The sequence below is a fragment of the Rhizobium sp. BK316 genome, from assembly GCF_014193695.1.
GTDB lineage: Bacteria > Pseudomonadota > Alphaproteobacteria > Rhizobiales > Rhizobiaceae > Rhizobium.
The window spans coordinates 545,542-563,844 of sequence record NZ_JACHZR010000003.1 but is presented as its reverse complement, the minus strand read 5'-3'; the positions used below and the strand labels follow the sequence as shown (position 1 = coordinate 563,844).

The 18,303-nt window shown below is 60.8% G+C and carries 16 protein-coding genes; 5 read left to right on the top strand and 11 right to left on the bottom strand.

Annotated elements, in window-relative coordinates; translation table 11 throughout:
* Window positions 1-254: 254 nt before the first annotated feature.
* The 4 genes from metF to FHT87_RS16860 all read right to left on the bottom strand — a co-directional run bounded on the left by metF (window position 255) and on the right by FHT87_RS16860 (window position 4,836).
* Window positions 255-1,157 (bottom strand): methylenetetrahydrofolate reductase [NAD(P)H], encoded by a 903-nt coding sequence (metF, locus tag FHT87_RS16875; protein WP_183731148.1) that lies wholly within the window; start codon window positions 1,155-1,157, stop codon window positions 255-257.
* Window positions 1,158-2,183: a metalloregulator ArsR/SmtB family transcription factor gene (locus FHT87_RS16870; RefSeq protein ID WP_183731151.1), complete on the bottom strand. Its 1,026-nt coding sequence runs from the start codon at window positions 2,181-2,183 to the stop codon at window positions 1,158-1,160.
* Between the two features lie 157 nt (window positions 2,184-2,340).
* Complete coding sequence (ettA, locus tag FHT87_RS16865; protein WP_183731154.1) at window positions 2,341-3,990, bottom strand: energy-dependent translational throttle protein EttA; 1,650 nt, start codon at window positions 3,988-3,990, stop codon at window positions 2,341-2,343.
* A gap of 108 nt (window positions 3,991-4,098) precedes the next feature.
* On the bottom strand, window positions 4,099-4,836 hold the full coding sequence (locus FHT87_RS16860) for a ribonuclease (RefSeq protein WP_183803369.1): 738 nt from the start codon (window positions 4,834-4,836) through the stop codon (window positions 4,099-4,101).
* A gap of 157 nt (window positions 4,837-4,993) precedes the next feature.
* Between FHT87_RS16860 and FHT87_RS16855 the strand changes: the two genes are divergently transcribed.
* From FHT87_RS16855 to FHT87_RS16840, 4 genes are read left to right on the top strand one after another with little or no spacing between them, the layout of a single operon-like run.
* A complete protein-coding gene (locus FHT87_RS16855; RefSeq protein ID WP_183803366.1) occupies window positions 4,994-5,938 on the top strand; it encodes an alpha/beta hydrolase in 945 nt (314 codons plus the stop codon).
* Window position 5,939: 1 nt separating this feature from the next.
* Window positions 5,940-6,896, top strand: coding sequence for a DMT family transporter (locus FHT87_RS16850; RefSeq protein ID WP_183803363.1), 957 nt, complete (start codon window positions 5,940-5,942; stop codon window positions 6,894-6,896).
* A gap of 45 nt (window positions 6,897-6,941) precedes the next feature.
* On the top strand, window positions 6,942-8,141 hold the full coding sequence (locus FHT87_RS16845) for a CaiB/BaiF CoA-transferase family protein (protein WP_183731167.1): 1,200 nt from the start codon (window positions 6,942-6,944) through the stop codon (window positions 8,139-8,141).
* 13 nt (window positions 8,142-8,154) lie between these two features.
* Window positions 8,155-9,813, top strand: coding sequence for a thiamine pyrophosphate-binding protein (locus tag FHT87_RS16840; protein ID WP_183803360.1), 1,659 nt, complete (start codon window positions 8,155-8,157; stop codon window positions 9,811-9,813).
* Window positions 9,814-9,872: 59 nt separating this feature from the next.
* On the opposite strand, the gene FHT87_RS16835 is transcribed toward FHT87_RS16840, so the two are convergent.
* The 3 genes from FHT87_RS16835 to FHT87_RS16825 all read right to left on the bottom strand — a co-directional run bounded on the left by FHT87_RS16835 (window position 9,873) and on the right by FHT87_RS16825 (window position 11,551).
* Window positions 9,873-10,217: a RidA family protein gene (locus tag FHT87_RS16835; RefSeq protein ID WP_183731173.1), complete on the bottom strand. Its 345-nt coding sequence runs from the start codon at window positions 10,215-10,217 to the stop codon at window positions 9,873-9,875.
* A gap of 72 nt (window positions 10,218-10,289) precedes the next feature.
* Window positions 10,290-10,628, bottom strand: a complete 339-nt coding sequence (locus FHT87_RS16830) for a TIGR01244 family sulfur transferase (RefSeq protein ID WP_183731176.1) — start codon at window positions 10,626-10,628, stop codon at window positions 10,290-10,292.
* An 86-nt stretch (window positions 10,629-10,714) separates the two neighbouring features.
* Window positions 10,715-11,551 (bottom strand): DUF4432 family protein, encoded by an 837-nt coding sequence (locus tag FHT87_RS16825; protein ID WP_183803358.1) that lies wholly within the window; start codon window positions 11,549-11,551, stop codon window positions 10,715-10,717.
* A 255-nt stretch (window positions 11,552-11,806) separates the two neighbouring features.
* Here FHT87_RS16825 and FHT87_RS16820 point away from each other — a divergent pair, with 255 nt between their 5' ends.
* Entirely contained in the window at window positions 11,807-13,195 is a 1,389-nt protein-coding gene (locus tag FHT87_RS16820) for a L,D-transpeptidase (RefSeq protein WP_183731182.1), read from the top strand.
* Between the two features lie 139 nt (window positions 13,196-13,334).
* On the opposite strand, the gene FHT87_RS16815 is transcribed toward FHT87_RS16820, so the two are convergent.
* From FHT87_RS16815 to FHT87_RS16800, 4 genes are all read right to left on the bottom strand, one after another.
* Entirely contained in the window at window positions 13,335-14,045 is a 711-nt protein-coding gene (locus FHT87_RS16815) for a ParA family protein (protein ID WP_183803355.1), read from the bottom strand.
* A 238-nt stretch (window positions 14,046-14,283) separates the two neighbouring features.
* Window positions 14,284-15,438, bottom strand: coding sequence for an iron-containing alcohol dehydrogenase (locus FHT87_RS16810; RefSeq protein WP_183803352.1), 1,155 nt, complete (start codon window positions 15,436-15,438; stop codon window positions 14,284-14,286).
* Window positions 15,435-16,820 carry an aldehyde dehydrogenase family protein gene (locus FHT87_RS16805; protein ID WP_183803349.1) on the bottom strand — a complete coding sequence of 462 codons (1,386 nt, stop codon included), beginning with the start codon at window positions 16,818-16,820 and terminating at the stop codon, window positions 15,435-15,437. The genes FHT87_RS16810 and FHT87_RS16805 overlap by 4 nt, the downstream gene beginning before the upstream one ends.
* A 98-nt stretch (window positions 16,821-16,918) precedes the next feature.
* Entirely contained in the window at window positions 16,919-18,283 is a 1,365-nt protein-coding gene (locus FHT87_RS16800; protein ID WP_183731194.1) for a glutamine synthetase family protein, read from the bottom strand.
* Window positions 18,284-18,303 lie beyond the last annotated feature (20 nt).

Here is an 18,303-nt window from a genome sequence, read left to right as displayed (position 1 = left end):
CCAACCAACACATTTCCGACATATTATTAGCCGGTTAGCGCGAGGAGGCAGACATGGGACTTACGCAATCCTTGAATGTCCTGTTGGTCAGTGCAGCGTTCGCATTCGTCGTATCCATGCTCTTCATTTGAGCCGATGCGAGGCGTCAAAAACTGAGATACCTACACTCCTGAATGATAAATAACCCCGAATACTGAAAAGCGCATGCCCCGCCCGGCCATGCGCTTTTCTTTTGTCGAAAACGATATGTCGGGTCAGGCTGCCGCGCCGGCGCTCCTGACCGTCTGGCGCGAGAAACCGAGATTGTCGAGAACTGCCGAAACCAGCGGCGCACGGTTCATCGTATAGAGATGGAACTCGTGCAGACCCCGGCGGATGAGATCCTCGATCTGTTCGGCTGCAACCTCGGCTGCGACCTTGGCGCGTTCTTCCGGCTTGTCGTCATATCCGGCGAAACGCTCGTCGAGGAAAGCCGGGATGACCGTGCCGCAGGCACCGGCAAAGCGCTTCAGTTGCGTCAGGTTCTGGATCGGCATGATACCAGGCACGACAGGGATTTTGACACCGGCGGCGCGCACCTTGTCGAGATAACGCTCGAAATTGTCGTTATCGAAGAAGAACTGCGTCAGCGCGCGGTCGGCGCCGTTCTCGGCCTTCTGCCTCAGCATGTCGATATCAGCCGCCTGATCGCGGCTTTCCGGATGCTTTTCCGGATAGGCCGAGACGGAGATCTCGAAATCACCGATCTGCTTGAGGCCGGCCACCAGTTCCGCCGCATTGGCATAACCGCCCGGATGGGGTTGGTAGGGCGCACCGACGCCACCCGGCGCATCACCGCGCAACGCAACGAAATGCGTAACACCCGCCTTGCGGAAGCTGTCGACGACCTGATGCGTCTCTTCCTTCGTGGCGCTGACGCAGGTGAGGTGCGAGGCGGTCGCCAGCGGCGTGTCGGCCAGAAAGCGCGTGACCGTGGAGAGCGTCGGCGCCTTGGTGGTGCCGCCGGCACCATAGGTCACCGAGACGAATTCCGGGTTCCAATCCTGCAGATCGCGGACGGTGTTCCAGAGCTGGCCCTCCATCTCCTCGGACTTCGGCGGGAAGAACTCGAAGGAGATCGCGATATCGCGGCGGCGGGCGTCGTTTTTCTGGGTCATTTATTCTCTCCCGGCAAATGTAGGTATCGCGCCTTCGCTCTCCAGCGAAGCCATAAGGCGCCTCGGGTCGCGCGCCAGCCAGATCGTGACCGTAAGGCCCTTCTCCCCCTGCTGACCCGGATGAAGGTCGACGACCTGCTCGACATCCAGCCCCGCCTTGCGCACCCAGTCCGACATGGCCTGATGCGAAAAGCCAAGACGGACATGGGCATGTTCGTCGCGAAGATATTCGAGGCTGTGCGGCGCGAGATCGATGATGACGAGGCGCCCGCCCGGCCGCAGCATGCGCGCGGCTTCCGTGATTGCAATATCAGGCTGATCGAAGAAGTGCAGCACCTGATGGATCGTTACCAGATCGAAGTCCTGCCCCTCGAACGGCAGGTTCAGGATATCGGCATGGCGCACCGAAGCCGTCGTGATCCGCGACTTGTCGAGATTGGCGCGCGCCACGCTCAGCATGTCGCGGCTGGCATCGACACCGATCGCCCGGCGATAACGACCGGCCAGAAGCTCCAGCATGCGGCCAGTGCCGGTGCCAAGGTCGAGCAGGGAATCGATCGGGTTGGAGCCCAGCAGCTTGATGACGGCAGCATCCACCTCTTCGTCAGCGGCGTGCAGACGGCGAAGCTCGTCCCATTCGGCGGCGTTGCGGCTGAAATAGGCCTGCGCCCGCTCGGCGCGCTGCCGCTTGACGGTGGCAAGGCGCTCACCGTCACGCTGAACGACGGGGTCGTTTTCGGAGACATGCTTCAGCAGCGCTCGCACCAGCGCGGCTGCCTTGCCTTCGTGCGCCAGGCGGAAATAGGCCCAGGCGCCTTCCTGATAACGGTCGATCAGTTCTGCCTCGCCAAGCAGCTTCAGATGCCGGGAGATGCGGGGCTGGGATTGACCGAGAATTTCCGTAAGATCGGTGACGGTGAGATCGCCCGCCGCCAGCAGCGCGAGGAGCCGCAGGCGCGTCGGTTCGCCTGCCGCCTTCAAGACGTCCACCAGCGCATCCAGTCCAAGCCTTAAGGGTTCGCTCATATTCTACCCAATCAAGATATAAAGATATCTTTATGTGATTTGGATAATGGAGGCAAGCGGCATTTCACCGATTTGCGAAATTGCCTATGGTGATAACGACAGCAGACATCAAAAAAGCCCCGGACCAGCCGGGGCTTCGAAATGCACGAAAAACCGATTAGCGTGTCAGACGCTTGTGAGCCTGGCTGCCGGGGTTGAGGGCGTCGGGGCCAAGACGGCGAACCTTGTCCTGTTCATAATCCTCGAAGTTGCCTTCGAACCACTCGACATGGCCCTCGCCTTCAAACGCGAGAATATGCGTGGCCAGACGGTCGAGGAACATGCGATCGTGGCTGATGATGATGGCGCAGCCGGCAAATGCTTCCAGCGCGCTTTCCAGAGCGCCCAGCGTTTCCGTATCGAGGTCGTTGGTCGGTTCGTCGAGCAGCAAAACATTGCCGCCGGCCTTCAGCATCTTGGCAAGGTGAACGCGGTTGCGCTGACCACCCGAGAGGTTGCCGACCTTCTGCTGCTGATCGCCGCCCTTGAAATTGAAGGCGCCGCAATAAGCACGCGAGTTCATGTCGAACTTGCCAAGCTTGATGATTTCCGCACCACCGGAGATTTCCTCCCAGACGGTCTTGTTGCCGTCGAGCGCATCGCGGCTCTGGTCGACATAACCGAGATGCACGGTCTCGCCGATACGGATCGAACCGCCATCCGGTTTTTCCTGGCCGGTAATCATCTTGAACAGCGTCGTCTTGCCGGCGCCGTTCGGGCCGATGATGCCGACGATGCCGCCCGGCGGCAGCTTGATCGACAGATCGTTGATCAGCGTGCGGCCCTCGAAGCCCTTGGTGATGCCGTCCATCTCGATGACCACCTGGCCGAGACGCTCGCTGACCGGGATGATGATCTGCGCGTCGCCAGGACGCTGCTTCTCGGCGGCCTCGACCAGCTGTTCGTAAGACTTGATACGCGCCTTGGACTTGGCCTGACGGGCCTTCGGGCTGGAGGCGATCCATTCCTGTTCACGGCTGATGGCCTTCTGGCGGCCTGCCTCTTCGCGGTTTTCCTGCAGCATGCGCTTGGCCTTCGCCTGCAGGTAGGCCGAGTAGTTGCCTTCGTACGGAATGCCACGGCCGCGGTCGAGTTCGAGGATCCATCCGGTGACGTTATCCAGGAAGTAGCGATCGTGGGTGATCATCATCACGGCGCCCGGATAGTCGCGCAGATGCTTTTCGAGCCAGGCGATGGTTTCGGCGTCCAGATGGTTGGTCGGTTCGTCGAGCAGCAGCAGGTCCGGCTGCGACAGAAGCAGGCGGCAGAGCGCGATACGGCGGCGCTCACCGCCGGACAGCGTCGTGACATCGGCGTCGCGCGGCGGGCAGCGCAGGGCTTCCATCGCCATCTCGACCTGGCTTTCCAGATCCCAGAGGTTCTGGCTGTCGATAATGTCCTGAAGCTTCGCGCCCTCTTCCGCCGTCTCATCGGAATAGTTCATCATCAGTTCGTTGTAGCGCTCGACGATCGCCGTCTTGGAGGCAACGCCTTCCATGACGTTCTCGAACACCGTCTTGTTGGGATCGAGCTTCGGCTCCTGCTCCAGGTAGCCGACTGTCGCACCTTCGGCGAGCCAGGCTTCGCCGGTATATTCCTTGTCCTGGCCGGCGATAATGCGCAGCACGGTGGACTTACCGGCGCCGTTCGGACCCAAGATACCGATCTTGGCATCGGGGTAGAAGGAAAGATGGATGTTCTCGAGGATCTTCTTGTTGCCATAGGCCTTGTTGAGGCCGGACATGTGATAGATGAACTGACGTGCCATGCTGGGATGCTCCGGGCGGAAACTTGAAATCGTGGCCGCTATGTAGGCGAAACCACGCCCTGGAGCAACGCCGAAACCCTGTTTCGTCAGGATTTCGGCGTGTTTCCATCAGAAGCCGGCAGCATCCACAATGCCTTCGTCACAGCCGAAGGACGTCTGCCCTGCCCCCTGGATAAGGCCGCCGAGGCCCTTCTCCTTCGCTTGCGCCGAAACGGCATCCTGCGAAAGCCCGATCGTCAGCTCGCTGATCACTCTGATATTGCCGACGCGGCGGCAGCTCATTTTCACGCGGTCGCTGGCACCGGCGCCGAAGCTCTTATCGAAGGCGGCCTTGATCGCATCGGCCTTCAGCACCTTGCCGACATTGGCGGCGAAGAGATCGCGCACGGCCGAAGCATTGAGTTCGCCCATGAGGTGAATGGCGGTGGCGAAATAATCGTCGGCGCTCATCTTCGTGCAGGTGCCGTGCTTAGTCCATTCATGCCGCTCGAGCCCCGATTGCGTGCCAGGCATCGCCTTGTCGAGCGCGGTCTTCGTCTCGGGAGAGAGGGCTACGGCCGGCAGGCTCGTCCATTGACCGTCCTTGTCGGCGGCTTTCTGGTCGGCGGGTACACCGCAATAGTCCTGCCGCATCGGCCACAGACCGTGCAGAGAAAAATTGGTGGCGTCATAACGCTCGCCGCCCTGGCTGGCGCATTCCGCCTTCTTCTGGTTGGTCTGGCAGAATGCCGGTTGCCAGCTTGCTGCAAGGATGAAACGCGTGCGCCCGCTTTCCTGTGCGGATACGGAACCGACTGACGACAGCGAAAGGAAGAGAATGGAAACCGAAAGGAAAAACTTGCCCATTGATAGCCCCGACAAAGAACATTACAGGAACAAACAAGCATGAAGCCGAGGATTGCGCAACCCTGAATCGCAGCAAAATCGCGCTTTCTCATGTATGAGGAGAATCGCAATATTGCATTTGCCCTGCGATCTGGTCTTTTGGGCGCGGGAGGAATGCATGTTTTCCGAGACATTGCGGCTTCAGAACGCCGGAGCTTCGCTTGCGTGCCATCACCAGCCTGCAGAGGGCCAGGCGCACGCTATCCTGATGATTTCACACGGGCTTGCCGAACATTCCCGCCGTTACCGGCGCTTTGCCGGGGCCATGGCGGCAAGAGGTTATCATGTCTATGCGCATGACCATCGCGGCCACGGCGAGACAAGCGCGCCCGATGCACCGCTCGGCCGCTTCGCGAGACGGGGCGGCATAGAGCGCGTCGTCAATGATATCGCCGCCGTGCATGACTTTGCCAAGACCCGCCATCCCGGCCTGCCCGTCATCCTCCTCGGCCATTCGATGGGCGGCCTGATCGCGCTCAACGCCGCCGCCGACCTCCCCGGCCGTTTCGCAGCCCTTGCCGTCTGGAATTCGAATTTTGCCGTTGGACTTTCTGGCCGCGCCGCGCAGGCGATCCTGCTTACCGAACGCATGTTCAAAGGCTCGGATGTGCCAAGCGACATGCTGCCGAGGCTGACATTTTCCGCCTGGAGCAAATCCGTGCCCAATCACCGGACGGAATTCGACTGGCTGTCGCGCAATCCCGCCGAGGTCGATGCCTATATCGCCGATCCGCTCTGCGGCTTCAACGCGTCCGTATCGCTCTGGCTCGACGTCTTTGCCCTCACCTTCCGCGGCATCGAGGAGGAACGGCTCGAGAGGCTGCCGAAAGACCTGCCGATCCATCTGGTCGGCGGCGGTCAGGACCCGGCAACCATCCATGGAAAAGCCGTCCTCTGGCTGTCAAAGCGTTTGAGAAGTCAGGGCTTCTCCCGTATCAGCACAAAGATATATCAGGACATGCGGCATGAAACGCTGAACGAGATCGGCGCGCAGACGGCAATTGCGGATTTCGCCGGCTGGTGCGACGCAGCGATCCGCGCGATCCCGAACGAAAGGATCTGAGATGACGAGCACGAGTTCCATACGCCATCCCGCCGCCTCCGAGGTGACGTTCGGCCTGCTTTTTATGTTCTTGTCGGTGATGATCTCGCCGCTGATCGACATCTTCTCGAAGCTCGCAACCGCAACGATCTCGTCCACCGAAGTCGCCGGCTTCCGCTTCGTCATCCAGTCGCTCACCATGCTGCCTTTCGTTTTCCTGCGCGGCGCGAAAATCCAGTTTTCGCTGAAGCAGAGTTGGTATCATGCCATCCGTGGCGCCATGGTCACCATTTCGATGATCTGCTTCGTCACGACGCTGAAGGTCATGGCGGTTGCCGATGCCATCGCCATCTTCTTCGTCGAGCCGATCATTCTCACGATCCTCGGCAGCATCTTCCTGAAGGAGACGATCGGCTGGCGGCGCTACAGCGCCTGCGCCGTCGGCTTCCTGGGCGCCCTGCTGATCATCCAGCCGAGCTTCGAGCAGGTCGGCTATATCGCTTTGCTGCCCGTCGTCAGCGCCTTCTGCATCGCCGTTTTCGCGCTGATGACGCGCGTGCTGTCACACCGGGAGGACCCCTGGGCCATGCAGTTCCAGACCGGCCTCTGGGGCATCTTCTTCTGCGCCGTCATCCTCTTCATCGGCCATGGCAGCGGCTCCGACATCATCGATACGGCCCTGCCCGATCTTCCAGCCTTCGGTTACCTGCTCGGCACCGGCATTGCGGCGGCGATAACCGGCATCCTCGCCGCTTACGCCTATCGCGCCGCCCCGGCCTCGACGCTGGCGCCGCTGCAATATCTGGAAATCGTCTCGGCCACGGTCTTTGCCTGGCTGGTCTTTGCCGATTTCCCGGATGCGCTGAAATGGGTCGGCATCCTGATCGTCATCGCGTCCGGCCTCTACATCATCTGGCGTGAGCAGCGCTTTGCTTCCAAACCCGTATCCGATACATCTGAGGTGACGCGGGCACCCTGAAATCCGCCGCTCATGAGAGGAGTTCGGGAGGAATCTGGGAGGAACATGACGCAGGACGTGAAGAAGAAGCCGCCGCTTGCGGGCATCCGGGTCATCGAGCTTGCGCGCGTGCTCGCCGGCCCTTGGGCGGGACAGATGCTGGCTGATCTCGGCGCCGACGTAATCAAGGTGGAAAACCCCGATGGAGGTGACGACACCAGGCATTGGGGGCCGCCCTTCGTCGAGGGCGCGGATGGCGAAAACCTCTCGGCCGCCTATTATCATTCCGCCAATCGCGGCAAGCGCTCCGTTACCGCAGACCTGAAAAGCGAAGAAGGCCAGTCGCTGGTGCGCCGCCTCGTCGCCACTGCCGATGTGCTGATCGAGAATTTCAAGCTCGGTGGCCTCGTCAAATACGGTCTCGACTATGAGAGCCTGAGGGCGATCAATCCGCGCCTCGTCTATTGCTCCATCACTGGCTTCGGCCAGACCGGCCCCTATGCCAGTCTCGCCGGCTACGACTATATCGTCCAGGGCATGTCGGGTTTCATGTCGATAACGGGTGAACCGGATGGGCAGCCGATGAAAGCGGGTGTCGCGATTGCTGATATCTTCACCGGCATCTATGCGGTCTCGGCGATCGAAGCCGCCCTCATCCATGCCCTGAAGACGGGTGAAGGCCAGTTGATCGACATGGCGCTGCTCGATGTGCAATCGGCAGTGCTTGCCAACCAGAACATGAACTATCTGGTTTCCGGCCGCGCGCCCGTGCGCCTCGGCAACGCGCACCCGAATATCTCGCCTTATGAGGTCGTGCCGGCGGCTGACGGCTATCTCATCCTCGCCGTCGGCAATGACGGCCAGTTCCGCCGGCTGTGCACCATCCTCGGCCTCGTCATCGGCGATGACGAGAACTTCGCGACCAACAAGGCCCGCGTCGCCAACAGAGATGCAGTGCGCCGGATGGTCTCCACCGAAACGCTGAAATGGCAGAAGGCCAATCTCCTGAAGGCCTGCGAGGACAATGCCGTGCCGGCAGGTGCCATCAACACGATCGAGGAAATGTTTGCCGATCCGCAGATTACCGCGCGCGGCCTGCGCATCGATCTGCCGGACGCCGCAGGCACCATGATCCCCGGCGTGCGCACTCCGGTCGTCTTGTCGGAAACGCCGCTGCGCTACGAGCGACCAAGTCCGCGCCTCGGCGAACACAACGAAGAGGTTCTGGCCGAACTTCAGGAATGGGAGAGGAAGACATCGCCTTGAGAAGGAAATGGCCATGAAGAGGACAGGCGGGCAGTTGATCGTCGAGGCCCTGAAGGCAAATGGGGTCAAACGCCTCTCCTGCGTGCCGGGAGAGAGCTTCCTTGCGGTGCTCGATGCGCTGCATGACAGCGATATCGAGGTCATCGTCTGCCGTCAGGAAGGCGGGGCGGCGATGATGGCCGATTGCTGGGGCCGGCTGACCGGCGAGCCCGGCATCTGCATGGTCACCCGCGGTCCAGGTGCAACCAATGCTTCTGCCGGCCTGCACATCGCCAGGCAGGATTCGATCCCGATGATCCTCTTCATCGGCCAGGTGCAGCGGGAGGCGCGCGAACGCGAAGCCTTCCAGGAAGTCGAGTTCCGCCGCGCCTTCACCGAGTTTGCCAAATGGGTCGGCGAGATCGACGATGCCGCCCGCATCCCCGAATTCGTCACCCGCGCCTTTGCGATCGCCACATCCGGCCGCCCGGGTCCGGTTGTGCTGACGCTACCCGAGGACATGCTGCGCGACGAGGTGGAGGCCCCGAAAGCGAAGCGCTACACCCGCGTCGAGGCCCATCCGGGCCGCAGTCAGATCGACGATCTCTATCTGCGCCTTCTGAAAGCCGAGCGGCCGATGGTCATTCTCGGCGGCACGCGCTGGGATGCCGATGCGGTTGCCGATTTCCAGACCTTCACCGAACGCTTCAACTTGCCCGTCGGCTGTTCCTTCCGTCGTCAGATGCTGTTCGACCACCTGCATCCTTGCTACGCCGGCGATGTCGGCATCGGCATCAATCCGGCGCTGGCGAAAGAGATCAAGGAGGCCGACCTGCTGATCCTGCTCGGCAGCCGCATGTCGGAAATGCCCTCCTCGGGCTATACGCTGCTCGATATCCCCTACCCGGCCCAGTCGCTCGTCCACATCTATCCGGACCCGTCGGAACTTGGCCGCGTCTACCGCCCAGACATTGCTATCTGCGCCAGCCCCATCGATTTCGTCCAAGCACTTGCCGATCTCGAAGCCCCCACCGAGCCGCGCTGGGCCGAACGCACCGCGCGTATGCATCAGGCCTATCTTTCTTGGTCGAAGCCCCCGGCAACAGGTCCGGGCGCCGTCCATATGGGGCCGATCATGGAATGGCTGGAGGCCAATACCAAGCCGGACACGATCTTCACCAATGGCGCCGGCAACTACGCCACCTGGGTGCATCGCTTCCACCGCTTCCGCCGCTTCAACACGCAGGCAGCGCCGACATCGGGCTCCATGGGCTACGGCCTGCCGGCCGCAGTCGCCGCCAAGCAACTCTTCCCCGATCGGGACGTCATCTGCTTTGCCGGCGACGGCTGCTTCCTGATGCACGGACAGGAATTTGCGACCGCCGTGCACTACGGCTTGGCGATCATCACGGTCGTGGTCAACAATGGCATCTACGGCACGATCCGCATGCATCAGGAACGCGACTATCCGGGTCGCGTCAGCGCCACGGATCTCACCAATCCGGATTTTGCCGCCCTCGCCCGCGCCTATGGCGGCCATGGCGAGACGGTGGAAAAGACCGGGGATTTCGCACCGGCCTTCGAACGCGCGCGCGACAGCGGCAAGCCGGCAATCATCGAAATCAAGCTCGATCCCGAGGCCATCACGCCGACCCGCACTCTCTCGGAAATCGCCCAAACAAAAAGCCGATGAGTCTGTGAACCAATCTGGTTCACACTTCACCGGCTTTGATTGGTCGATCGTTAGCGCTCTTAGTCGAGAGCAGCCGTGACGATGAACTCGACCTTGTACTTTGGCGCAGCGAGCTTGGCTTCACTGGTGGCGCGGGCCGGCGGGTTTGCCGGGTCGATCCAGCCTTCCCAGATGGCGTTCATCTCTGCGAAGTAAGCGATGTCGGAGAGATAGATGATCGTCTGCAGGATCTTGGATTTGCTGCTGCCGGCAGCGGCGAGCAGGCGGTCGACTTCGCCGAGTGCCGACTTGCACTGATCGGTAACGCTTTCGCCTTCGCCGACCTGGCCGGCGAGATAGACAGTGTTGCCGTGGATGACGGCACCGCTCATGCGGGCGCCGATGTCGATACGCTTGATGCTCATCGTGTTCTCCTGTTCATCAAATGAAAGACGCCGCTTTCGGGCGGCGTCGGATTATGTCCGGACGGGACCGGATCAGGCGCGGATGTGGTGCGTCTTCTGATAGATCGCCGTGGAGCGCGCGCCGGAGCGGCAGTAGCCGAGCATCGGGCGCTCGAATTCGTCGAGCGCATCGACCATGCCCTGCACGGCCTCCTCGGTCACGCCCATCGGTCCAACCGGTACATGCGTGATCTGCAGGCCAAGCTCCTTGGCGCGGGTTTCGATGACGGCAAAGGGCGGTTGATCAGGGCTTTCGCCATCCGGACGATGGCAGACGATAGACTTGAAGCCGAGCGCCTTGATCTCATCGAGTTCGTCAACCGTGATCTGGCCGGAAACGGAGTATTCATCGTCGATCTGGCGGATATCCATCGTCTCAATCTCCTCGAAAATGGTGGGCTGAAGGTCTACGACGCGTCCTGTCAAGCGTCAACACGTCTTCGTCGAACGCTCCTTCATTAGACGAAAGCGAAACGCAGGCCATAGCTGCGGCTTTCACCAGATTTCAGCCAGTTGAACTCGCCGGCCGCTTCCAGTTCATCGCGCAGCACCCAGCGGTGCGAGACTGGCTCGATACCGACGATATGCGCCGGTGCCTTCTGGTTCCGCCAGATCTGCAGATGCGGCAGCGTATCGGCGCGGAAACGCACCCTCAACGTCTTGCCGCCAATCGCCGCAATCGGCCCGAGCCGGACTTCGGCAAAGCTCTCCTCGGTGGCCGGAGCCTCGACGCAGAAGATACCGCCCGGCTCCTCGCCGAAAGTCCAGGGAAAACCGCCACCCTCCAGCATCCGGCCTTCGAGCCGTGTCCCCGCATCCAGCCATTTGCCGCCGATGTTCATATGATACATCAGGAAGGTCGGCACGGTCTCATTGCTCGTATTGACGATGCGATCCTCCAGCGAAACCTCGCCGGTGGCCCCGTCGATCCGCCACAGCCGCTCGATGCGCTGCGGCAGCCCCTCCACCGTGGTGATATCGATATCGGCGCGGCATTCGGCATTGCCGTTCTCCAACGTCGTCCAGAGTACCTTGGCCGGATGGCCGGAGGCAGAGCCGTGCAGCGGATAGATCCTACCGTCCGTGCCGGGAATTGGCTGGCGGTGACGGATATGATCGGGACCGCAGGTAAAGAGGAAGCCTTCCAGCGAATGATCGATTCGCGGATCGCCGTCGTCGGGGATGGCCCGCTTGGGCGCGATGTCGACGCCTTCGACGATGCAGCCGGCGATATCCAGCACCGATGTTTCGTCCAGCATCAGGCGCGGCCCGGTTGCGGCGGCAAATTCGATCATCGGCTGTCCTCCCAGGGAATCTTGGTTGCGGTAGGGTTAGGTCGTGCGGCCACCCTCGTCAATCGGGACCGATGAGATGGCCGGGGAGTACCATAACTGACGACCTCACAGGAACGTCATCTTCGCGCAAGCGTTTACGAGTAAACGCAAAACACCGTTGTTTTTATGTTTTGTTCAGCACGGCTTAAGAAATTCCACACTAGCGTCAAAATTCGCAGGTGTGTGTCTGCCGAGCCACTGATCGAGGTGTGAGACGTGAATCGCTTTATGAAATCGGCCCTTTCTTTTTCGGCCATGTTTTTGGCGCTTGCTGCTTTCACGCCGCAGCAGGCCGACGCGCAGCAATATGGACGCAACAGAAGCGATATCGTGCTGGTGACGCCGAGCGGCGAAATCCTCGACTACGTCCCGCCGGGCCGCGGCTTCGTCTATGCCCAGGACTATCGCGGCAACCGCGTGCTGATCGATCGCTACGGCAACATCATCGCGACGGAAATGCGCGCTCGCGGCTACTACTCGCCCCGCACGACACGTGAGGCTTCCAACGCCCCTTACAACAACGATCCCTATTATCCTGATGGTAACGGCTACGGCGATACGCGCTATTCCGAGCGCGGCCCGGTAACGGGCTCCATCCCGCGTGACGTGGCCATCGAGCGCGGCCCGCTCGAGGAGCAGGCCTATCCCGGCGATCCGCAGGGCCAGGACGACTATGCCGCGATCGAGCCAGACCAGCAGATCCCACCGGCCGACGAGCTCCGCCAGGCACCGCCGGAGCCGGTGATCACGCTCAAGGACAAGTCCAAGCCGGAAATCGTGGCGCTTCAGGTGTTTCTGGATCGCGCAGGCGTTTCGCCCGGCGTCATCGATGGCCACATGGGCTCCAATGTCACCAAGGCGATTTACGCCTATGAACAGATGACCGGCACCAAGCTCGATCCGAACAATACGGACGCAATCCTCGAAGAGCTGCGCATGAATGGCGGTCTGCCGGTCGTGAACTACACGATCACGGATGCGGATGCCGCCGGTCCCTATGTCGCGCAGATCCCGGAAGACTATTCGCAGAAGGCGCTCCTGCCCTCGCTCGCCTATACGACTGTGACGGAAGCGCTCGCCGAACGTTTCCACATGGATGAGAATTTCCTGAAGGAGATGAACCCCGGCGCGAACTTCACCATTCCCGGTACTGTTATCAAGGTCGTCAATCCCGGCGACAACAAGAAGGGAGCAGTCGCAAAGATCCTCGCCGACAAGGGCCGCAAGCAGGTCTTTGCCTATGACGACGCCGGCAACCTCGTTGCCGCCTATCCCGCCTCTATCGGCTCCACGGACACGCCCTCGCCTTCTGGCACGGTGACAGTCGAGCGCGTCGCCTTTAACCCTGGCTACACCTACAATCCGAAGATCAATTTCCAGCAGGGCACAAACGACAAGATCCTCGACATTCCGCCCGGCCCGAATGGCCCAGTTGGCACGGTCTGGATGGCGCTTTCCAAGCCGACCTACGGCATCCACGGCACGCCCGACCCCTCTAGGATCGGCCGCACCCAGAGCCACGGCTGCATCCGCCTGACAAACTGGGATGCGACGGAGCTTGCCAAGATGGTCAAGCCCGGCGTGACGGTCGAATTCGTCGATTGAGGACGTCTATTCGCCTGGTGTCTCCGCCGGGCGCTCGCCGAACTGGATGAGGAGCAGCAACTCCACCTGCTTGTAATCTCAAATAGGAAAATGCCCCGGCACAAACCGAGGCATCAATTCTTCTATCGAGATGTTGCGATCAGGCAGCGCTGCGCATCGCGTTTGCCAGCCGAACAGCAACTGGAAGCCGGCCCGGCACCTTGCGAATGATTTCCTCTGCGAAACAGAGGGCATTTTCACGGGCCTTGTCGAGATTGCTGACGCGCATCGGATCCATCGTATGCAGCGTGCCGCCGCAATCGAAGATGTCGCGGAATGCAGAGCGTTCGATGATGGCCGTATCGAGAACCGGCACATGGCGCTCGTTCAACAGCGCCTTGACGAGCTGCAGCGCGCGGGTGGTGACCATGGAGTTCACACGCGTCAGCACGACCGAATGGCCGATCTTGATGCTTGCCTTCTCCTCAAGATACTGCAGGAGTTCGAGAACCTGGGCGCCGCCGCGGGCATCCATGGCGCAGCCCTGGATCGGGATCAGCACGTGGTCGGAGAGGCCGACGGCTGTTGCCAGCAGCGGATTGCGCGCGCCCGGCAGGTCGATGATGAAGTAATCGGTATTCTGTTTATTCTCGCTGATGTGCTGCGGCAGCGAGGCTGTCGTTACGAAATCAATGACGCTGATATTTGGCACATGGCCGGAAATTTCGTGCCAGCGCGAAATCCAGTGCTGCGGATCGGCATCGAGGATCGTGACACGGTAGCCCTGACGTGCAAGTTCAGTGGCAAGCAGCAATACGGCTGTGGTCTTGCCGGCGCCGCCCTTGGTATTTGCGAATGTGATGACTGGCATATTCTTAGTCCTCGAAGGGGAGTGGCGCGCGAGCCGGCATCGCTCGTTGTTAATCGCACCGTCGGAGCATCGTGCGGTTAACCCATCCTTTCCAATCGTGGTTAACAAACTGTTAACCGGACCCGCTGAAATTGCGGCCTGCATTTTTCACATCATCAGAAATAAGCATGCGCCAAAAACAAAAAATCCCGGAAAACCAAGGCTTTCCGGGAAAGTTAATAGGTCCGCCTTTATCTGATCAGAAGCAATCCCTGAACAGGGTCTTAGTATTTTCAAGCGTCATTGCAACCGGATTGCCACCGGCGCTTGGGTCTTCGATCGCCATTGCCGCCAATTCATCGATCCGGTCGGGGGTGATTCCCATCGCCGTCAGATTGTCAGGGACGTTGAGGTCGGAACGCAGCTTCAGCACGTAATCGTAGAAGCCGTCGAAACCGCCTGATATGCCGAGATAGGCTGCGGCGCGCGCAATCTTCTCTTCGATGGCCAGGCGGTTGAAGCGCAGCACAGCAGGCATCACGACCGCATTGGTCATGCCGTGATGCGTGTTGTAGACGGCGCCGATCGGGTGCGAGAGCGCATGGATTGCGCCAAGCCCCTTCTGGAAGGCGACCGCGCCCATGGCGGCTGCCGACATCATGTTGGCGCGCGCTTCCAGATCCGTGCCTTCCTTATAGGCGCGCGGCAGGAATTCCTTGACGAGGCGCATGCCTTCCAGCGCGATGCCGGCCGACATCGGATGGTAGAACGGCGAAGAGTAAGCCTCCAGGCAATGGGCGAAGGCATCCATGCCGGTGCCGGCGGTGATGATCTTCGGCATGCCGACCGTCAGTTCCGGATCGGCGATGACGACACCCGGCAGGAATTTCGGATGGAAGATGATCTTCTTCACATGAGTCGCGGAATTGGTGATGACGCTGGCGCGGCCGACTTCCGAGCCGGTGCCGGCCGTCGTCGGCACGGCAACGATCGGCGCGATGCCTTCGATGCTCGCGCGCGTCCACCAGTCGCCGATATCTTCAAAATCCCAGACGGGGCGCGTCTGGCCGACCATGAAGGCCACGCACTTGCCAAGATCGAGGCCCGAGCCGCCGCCGAAGGCTACGACGCCGTCATGGCCGCCATCGCGGAAGGCCTTGATGCCGGCTTCGAGGTTCTTCTCGTTCGGATTCGGATCGACATCGGCGAAGATCGCCCGGCCAAGCCCGGCATCTTCGAGAATGTCGAGCGCGTTCTTGGTGATCGCCATCGAGGCGAGGCCGCGGTCGGTGACGAGCAGCGGCTTCTTCACGCCGAGGCTCTTGCAGGCGTCGGCCAGTTCCTTGATGCGGCCGCGGCCGAGCTTGACGGATGTCGGGTAGCTCCAGTTGGCGGTGATGTTGGCGCTGCTCATGCTGTAACCTTCTTGAGATGGTAGGATTTCGGGCGCGTCAGATTGTGGAAGCCGATGATCGACAGCGAGCCGCCGCGGCCGGTTTCCTTGACACCGGTCCAGCACAGCGCCGGATCGAGATAGTCGGCGCGGTTCATGAAGACGGTGCCGGTTTCGATGTCGCGGCCAAGCCGCCCTGCCCGCTCGGCATCCTTGGTCCAGAGCGAGGCGGTAAGGCCGTACTGGCTGTCATTCATCAGCGCTAGGGCCTCATCGTCACCCTTCACCTTCATGATGCCGACGGCCGGACCGAAGGTTTCTTCGCGCATGAAGGCCATGGAATGGTCGACATTGACGAGGATCTGCGGCGCGAGATAAGCGCCGCCGTCATCGGCCTGGAAGAGTTTCGGATCGACGAGCGCCTTGGCGCCCTTGGCGACCGCGTCGGCGATCTGTTCGCGCACCACCCTGGCGAAGCGCTTGTGGGCCATCGGGCCGAGCGTTGTCTCCGGATCGAGCGGATTGCCGAGCTTGTAGTTTGAAACCCAGGCGACCGACTTCTCGACAAAGGCGTCATAGAGCGATTCATGCACATAGATGCGCTCGATGCCGCAGCAGCACTGACCGGAATTGTAGGTCGCGCCATCCATCAGCGTATCGACGGCCGCATCGAGGTCGGCATCTTCCATCACATAGCCCGGATCCTTGCCGCCGAGCTCGAGGCCGAGCCCGGTGAAAGTGCCGGCCGCAGCCCGCTCCATCGAGCGGCCTCCTTCGACCGAGCCAGTGAAATTGATGAAGTTGAAGCTGCCGGCCGCAATCAGGGCCGAAGTCGTCTCATGATCGAGGAAAACATTCTGGAACACGTCCTCGGGAATACCGGCCTTGACAAAGGCCTGCACCAGACGCTCGCCGACGAGCAGCGTCTGTGAGGCATGCTTCAGCACGACGGTATTGCCGGCCATCAGCGCCGGAGCGATCGTGTTGATCGCCGTCATATAGGGGTAGTTCCAGGGCGCGATCACGAAGACGACGCCATGCGGCTCGCGCTCGATGCGGCGCTCGAACTGGTCGCTCTCCTCGACGACAACAGGCGCCAGCGCATCGGCTGCGATCGAGGCAACATAATTGGAGCGTTCGTTGAAGCCGCGATATTCGCCACCATACTTGATCGGCCGGCCCATCTGCCAGGCAAGTTCGGGCACGACGACATCGGACATCTCGTTGAGACGCGCGACACCCTTCAGCACCAGCTGGACACGGTCTTCGAGCGGACGCTTGGCCCAGGCCTTCTGCGCCTTGCGCGCACGCGCGACGGCTTCCTTTGCCGCTTCGAGCGAAAGCGCCGGACGCTCCGCATAAACAGAGCCGTCGATCGGCGAAATGCATTGGATCATTGTCATGATCTGAATCCTGTTTTCTTCTGAGCCGCAGGGAAAGACGCCACGACTGATCCCTCAAGGAGAACCCGGTCGGGCGACTTTCCGCTTCGGATATGTTCTTAAGCTCTCTCGAAGCCGCGCGCCACTTCCCAATCCGTGATGCGGCGGTCGTATTCTTCCTGCTCCCATTCGGCAGCGCGGGTATAGTGGTCGATGACATCGTCGCCGAAGGCTGTGCGCAGCATCTCCGATTCCGTCATGGCCTTGGTGGCAGCCCGCAGCGTGCGCGGGATTTCGCGGATATCCTTGCCGAAATAGGCGTCCCCCACATAGGGCGCTTCCAGTTCCAGCTTCTTCTCGATGCCGTCGATACCGGCGGCAAGCAGGGCCGCGAAGGCGAGATAGGGATTGAGATCGGAGCCGCCGACGCGGCATTCGATGCGGATCGCCTTTGTCTCTTCGCCGCAGAGGCGATAACCGGCCGTGCGGTTGTCCTTGCTCCACACGGCCTTGGTCGGCGCGAAGGTGCCGGCCATGAAGCGCTTGTAGGAGTTGATGTAAGGTGCCAGGAAATAGGTAATCTCGCTCGCGTGGCTGAGCAGCCCGGCAATATAGTTCTGCATCAGCGGCGTCATGCCATGATGACCGGCATGATCGAAGAAGAGCGGCTTTTCTTCCAGGCTCCAAAGTGACTGGTGGATATGCGAGGAACTGCCGGCGGCATTGTAATGCCACTTGGCGAGGAAGGTGATCGCCTTGCCTTTCGACCAGGCAATTTCCTTGCAGCCGTTCTTGATGATCGCATGCCGGTCGGCCATAGCAAGCGCATCGGCATAACGTACATTGATTTCCTCCTGGCCGGCGGATGCCTCACCCTTGGAATTTTCGACCGGAATGCCGGCGCCCTGCAGACCCTTGCGGATCGCCCGCATCACCTCTTCTTCCTTGGTCGTCTGGAAGATGTGGTAATCCTCGTTATAGGCACTGGCGAGTTTCAGGTTACGGTAGCCGGACGCCTGGGCTGCCTCGTAGCTCTGGTCGAAGAGGAAGAATTCGAGCTCGGAAGCCATGTAGGCCTTCATGCCCATGTCCTCCAGCCGTTTCACCTGCTTCTTCAGGATCGCGCGCGGCGAATGCGCCACTTCCTCATGCGTATGATGGTCCAGCACATCGCAAAGCACGAGCGCCGTGCCTTCGAGCCAAGGAATGAGCCGCAGTGTCGAAAGGTCCGGCTTCATCGCATAGTCGCCGTAACCCTTTTCCCAGCTTGTTGCCTTGTAGCCGGAGACGGTTTCCATCTCCATGTCGGTCGCCTGCAGATAATTGCAGCTGTGCGTTTCCTTCCAGGCGCTTTCGAGGAAAAATTCTGCCTGGAAACGCTTGCCCATCAGGCGTCCCTGCATGTCCACCTGGCAGGCCAGCACCGTATCGATGCGCCCGTCGGCAACGTCCTGTCTGAGATCGTCGAGAGTATAGCTGCTCATGATGTATCCGCCTGAAATTG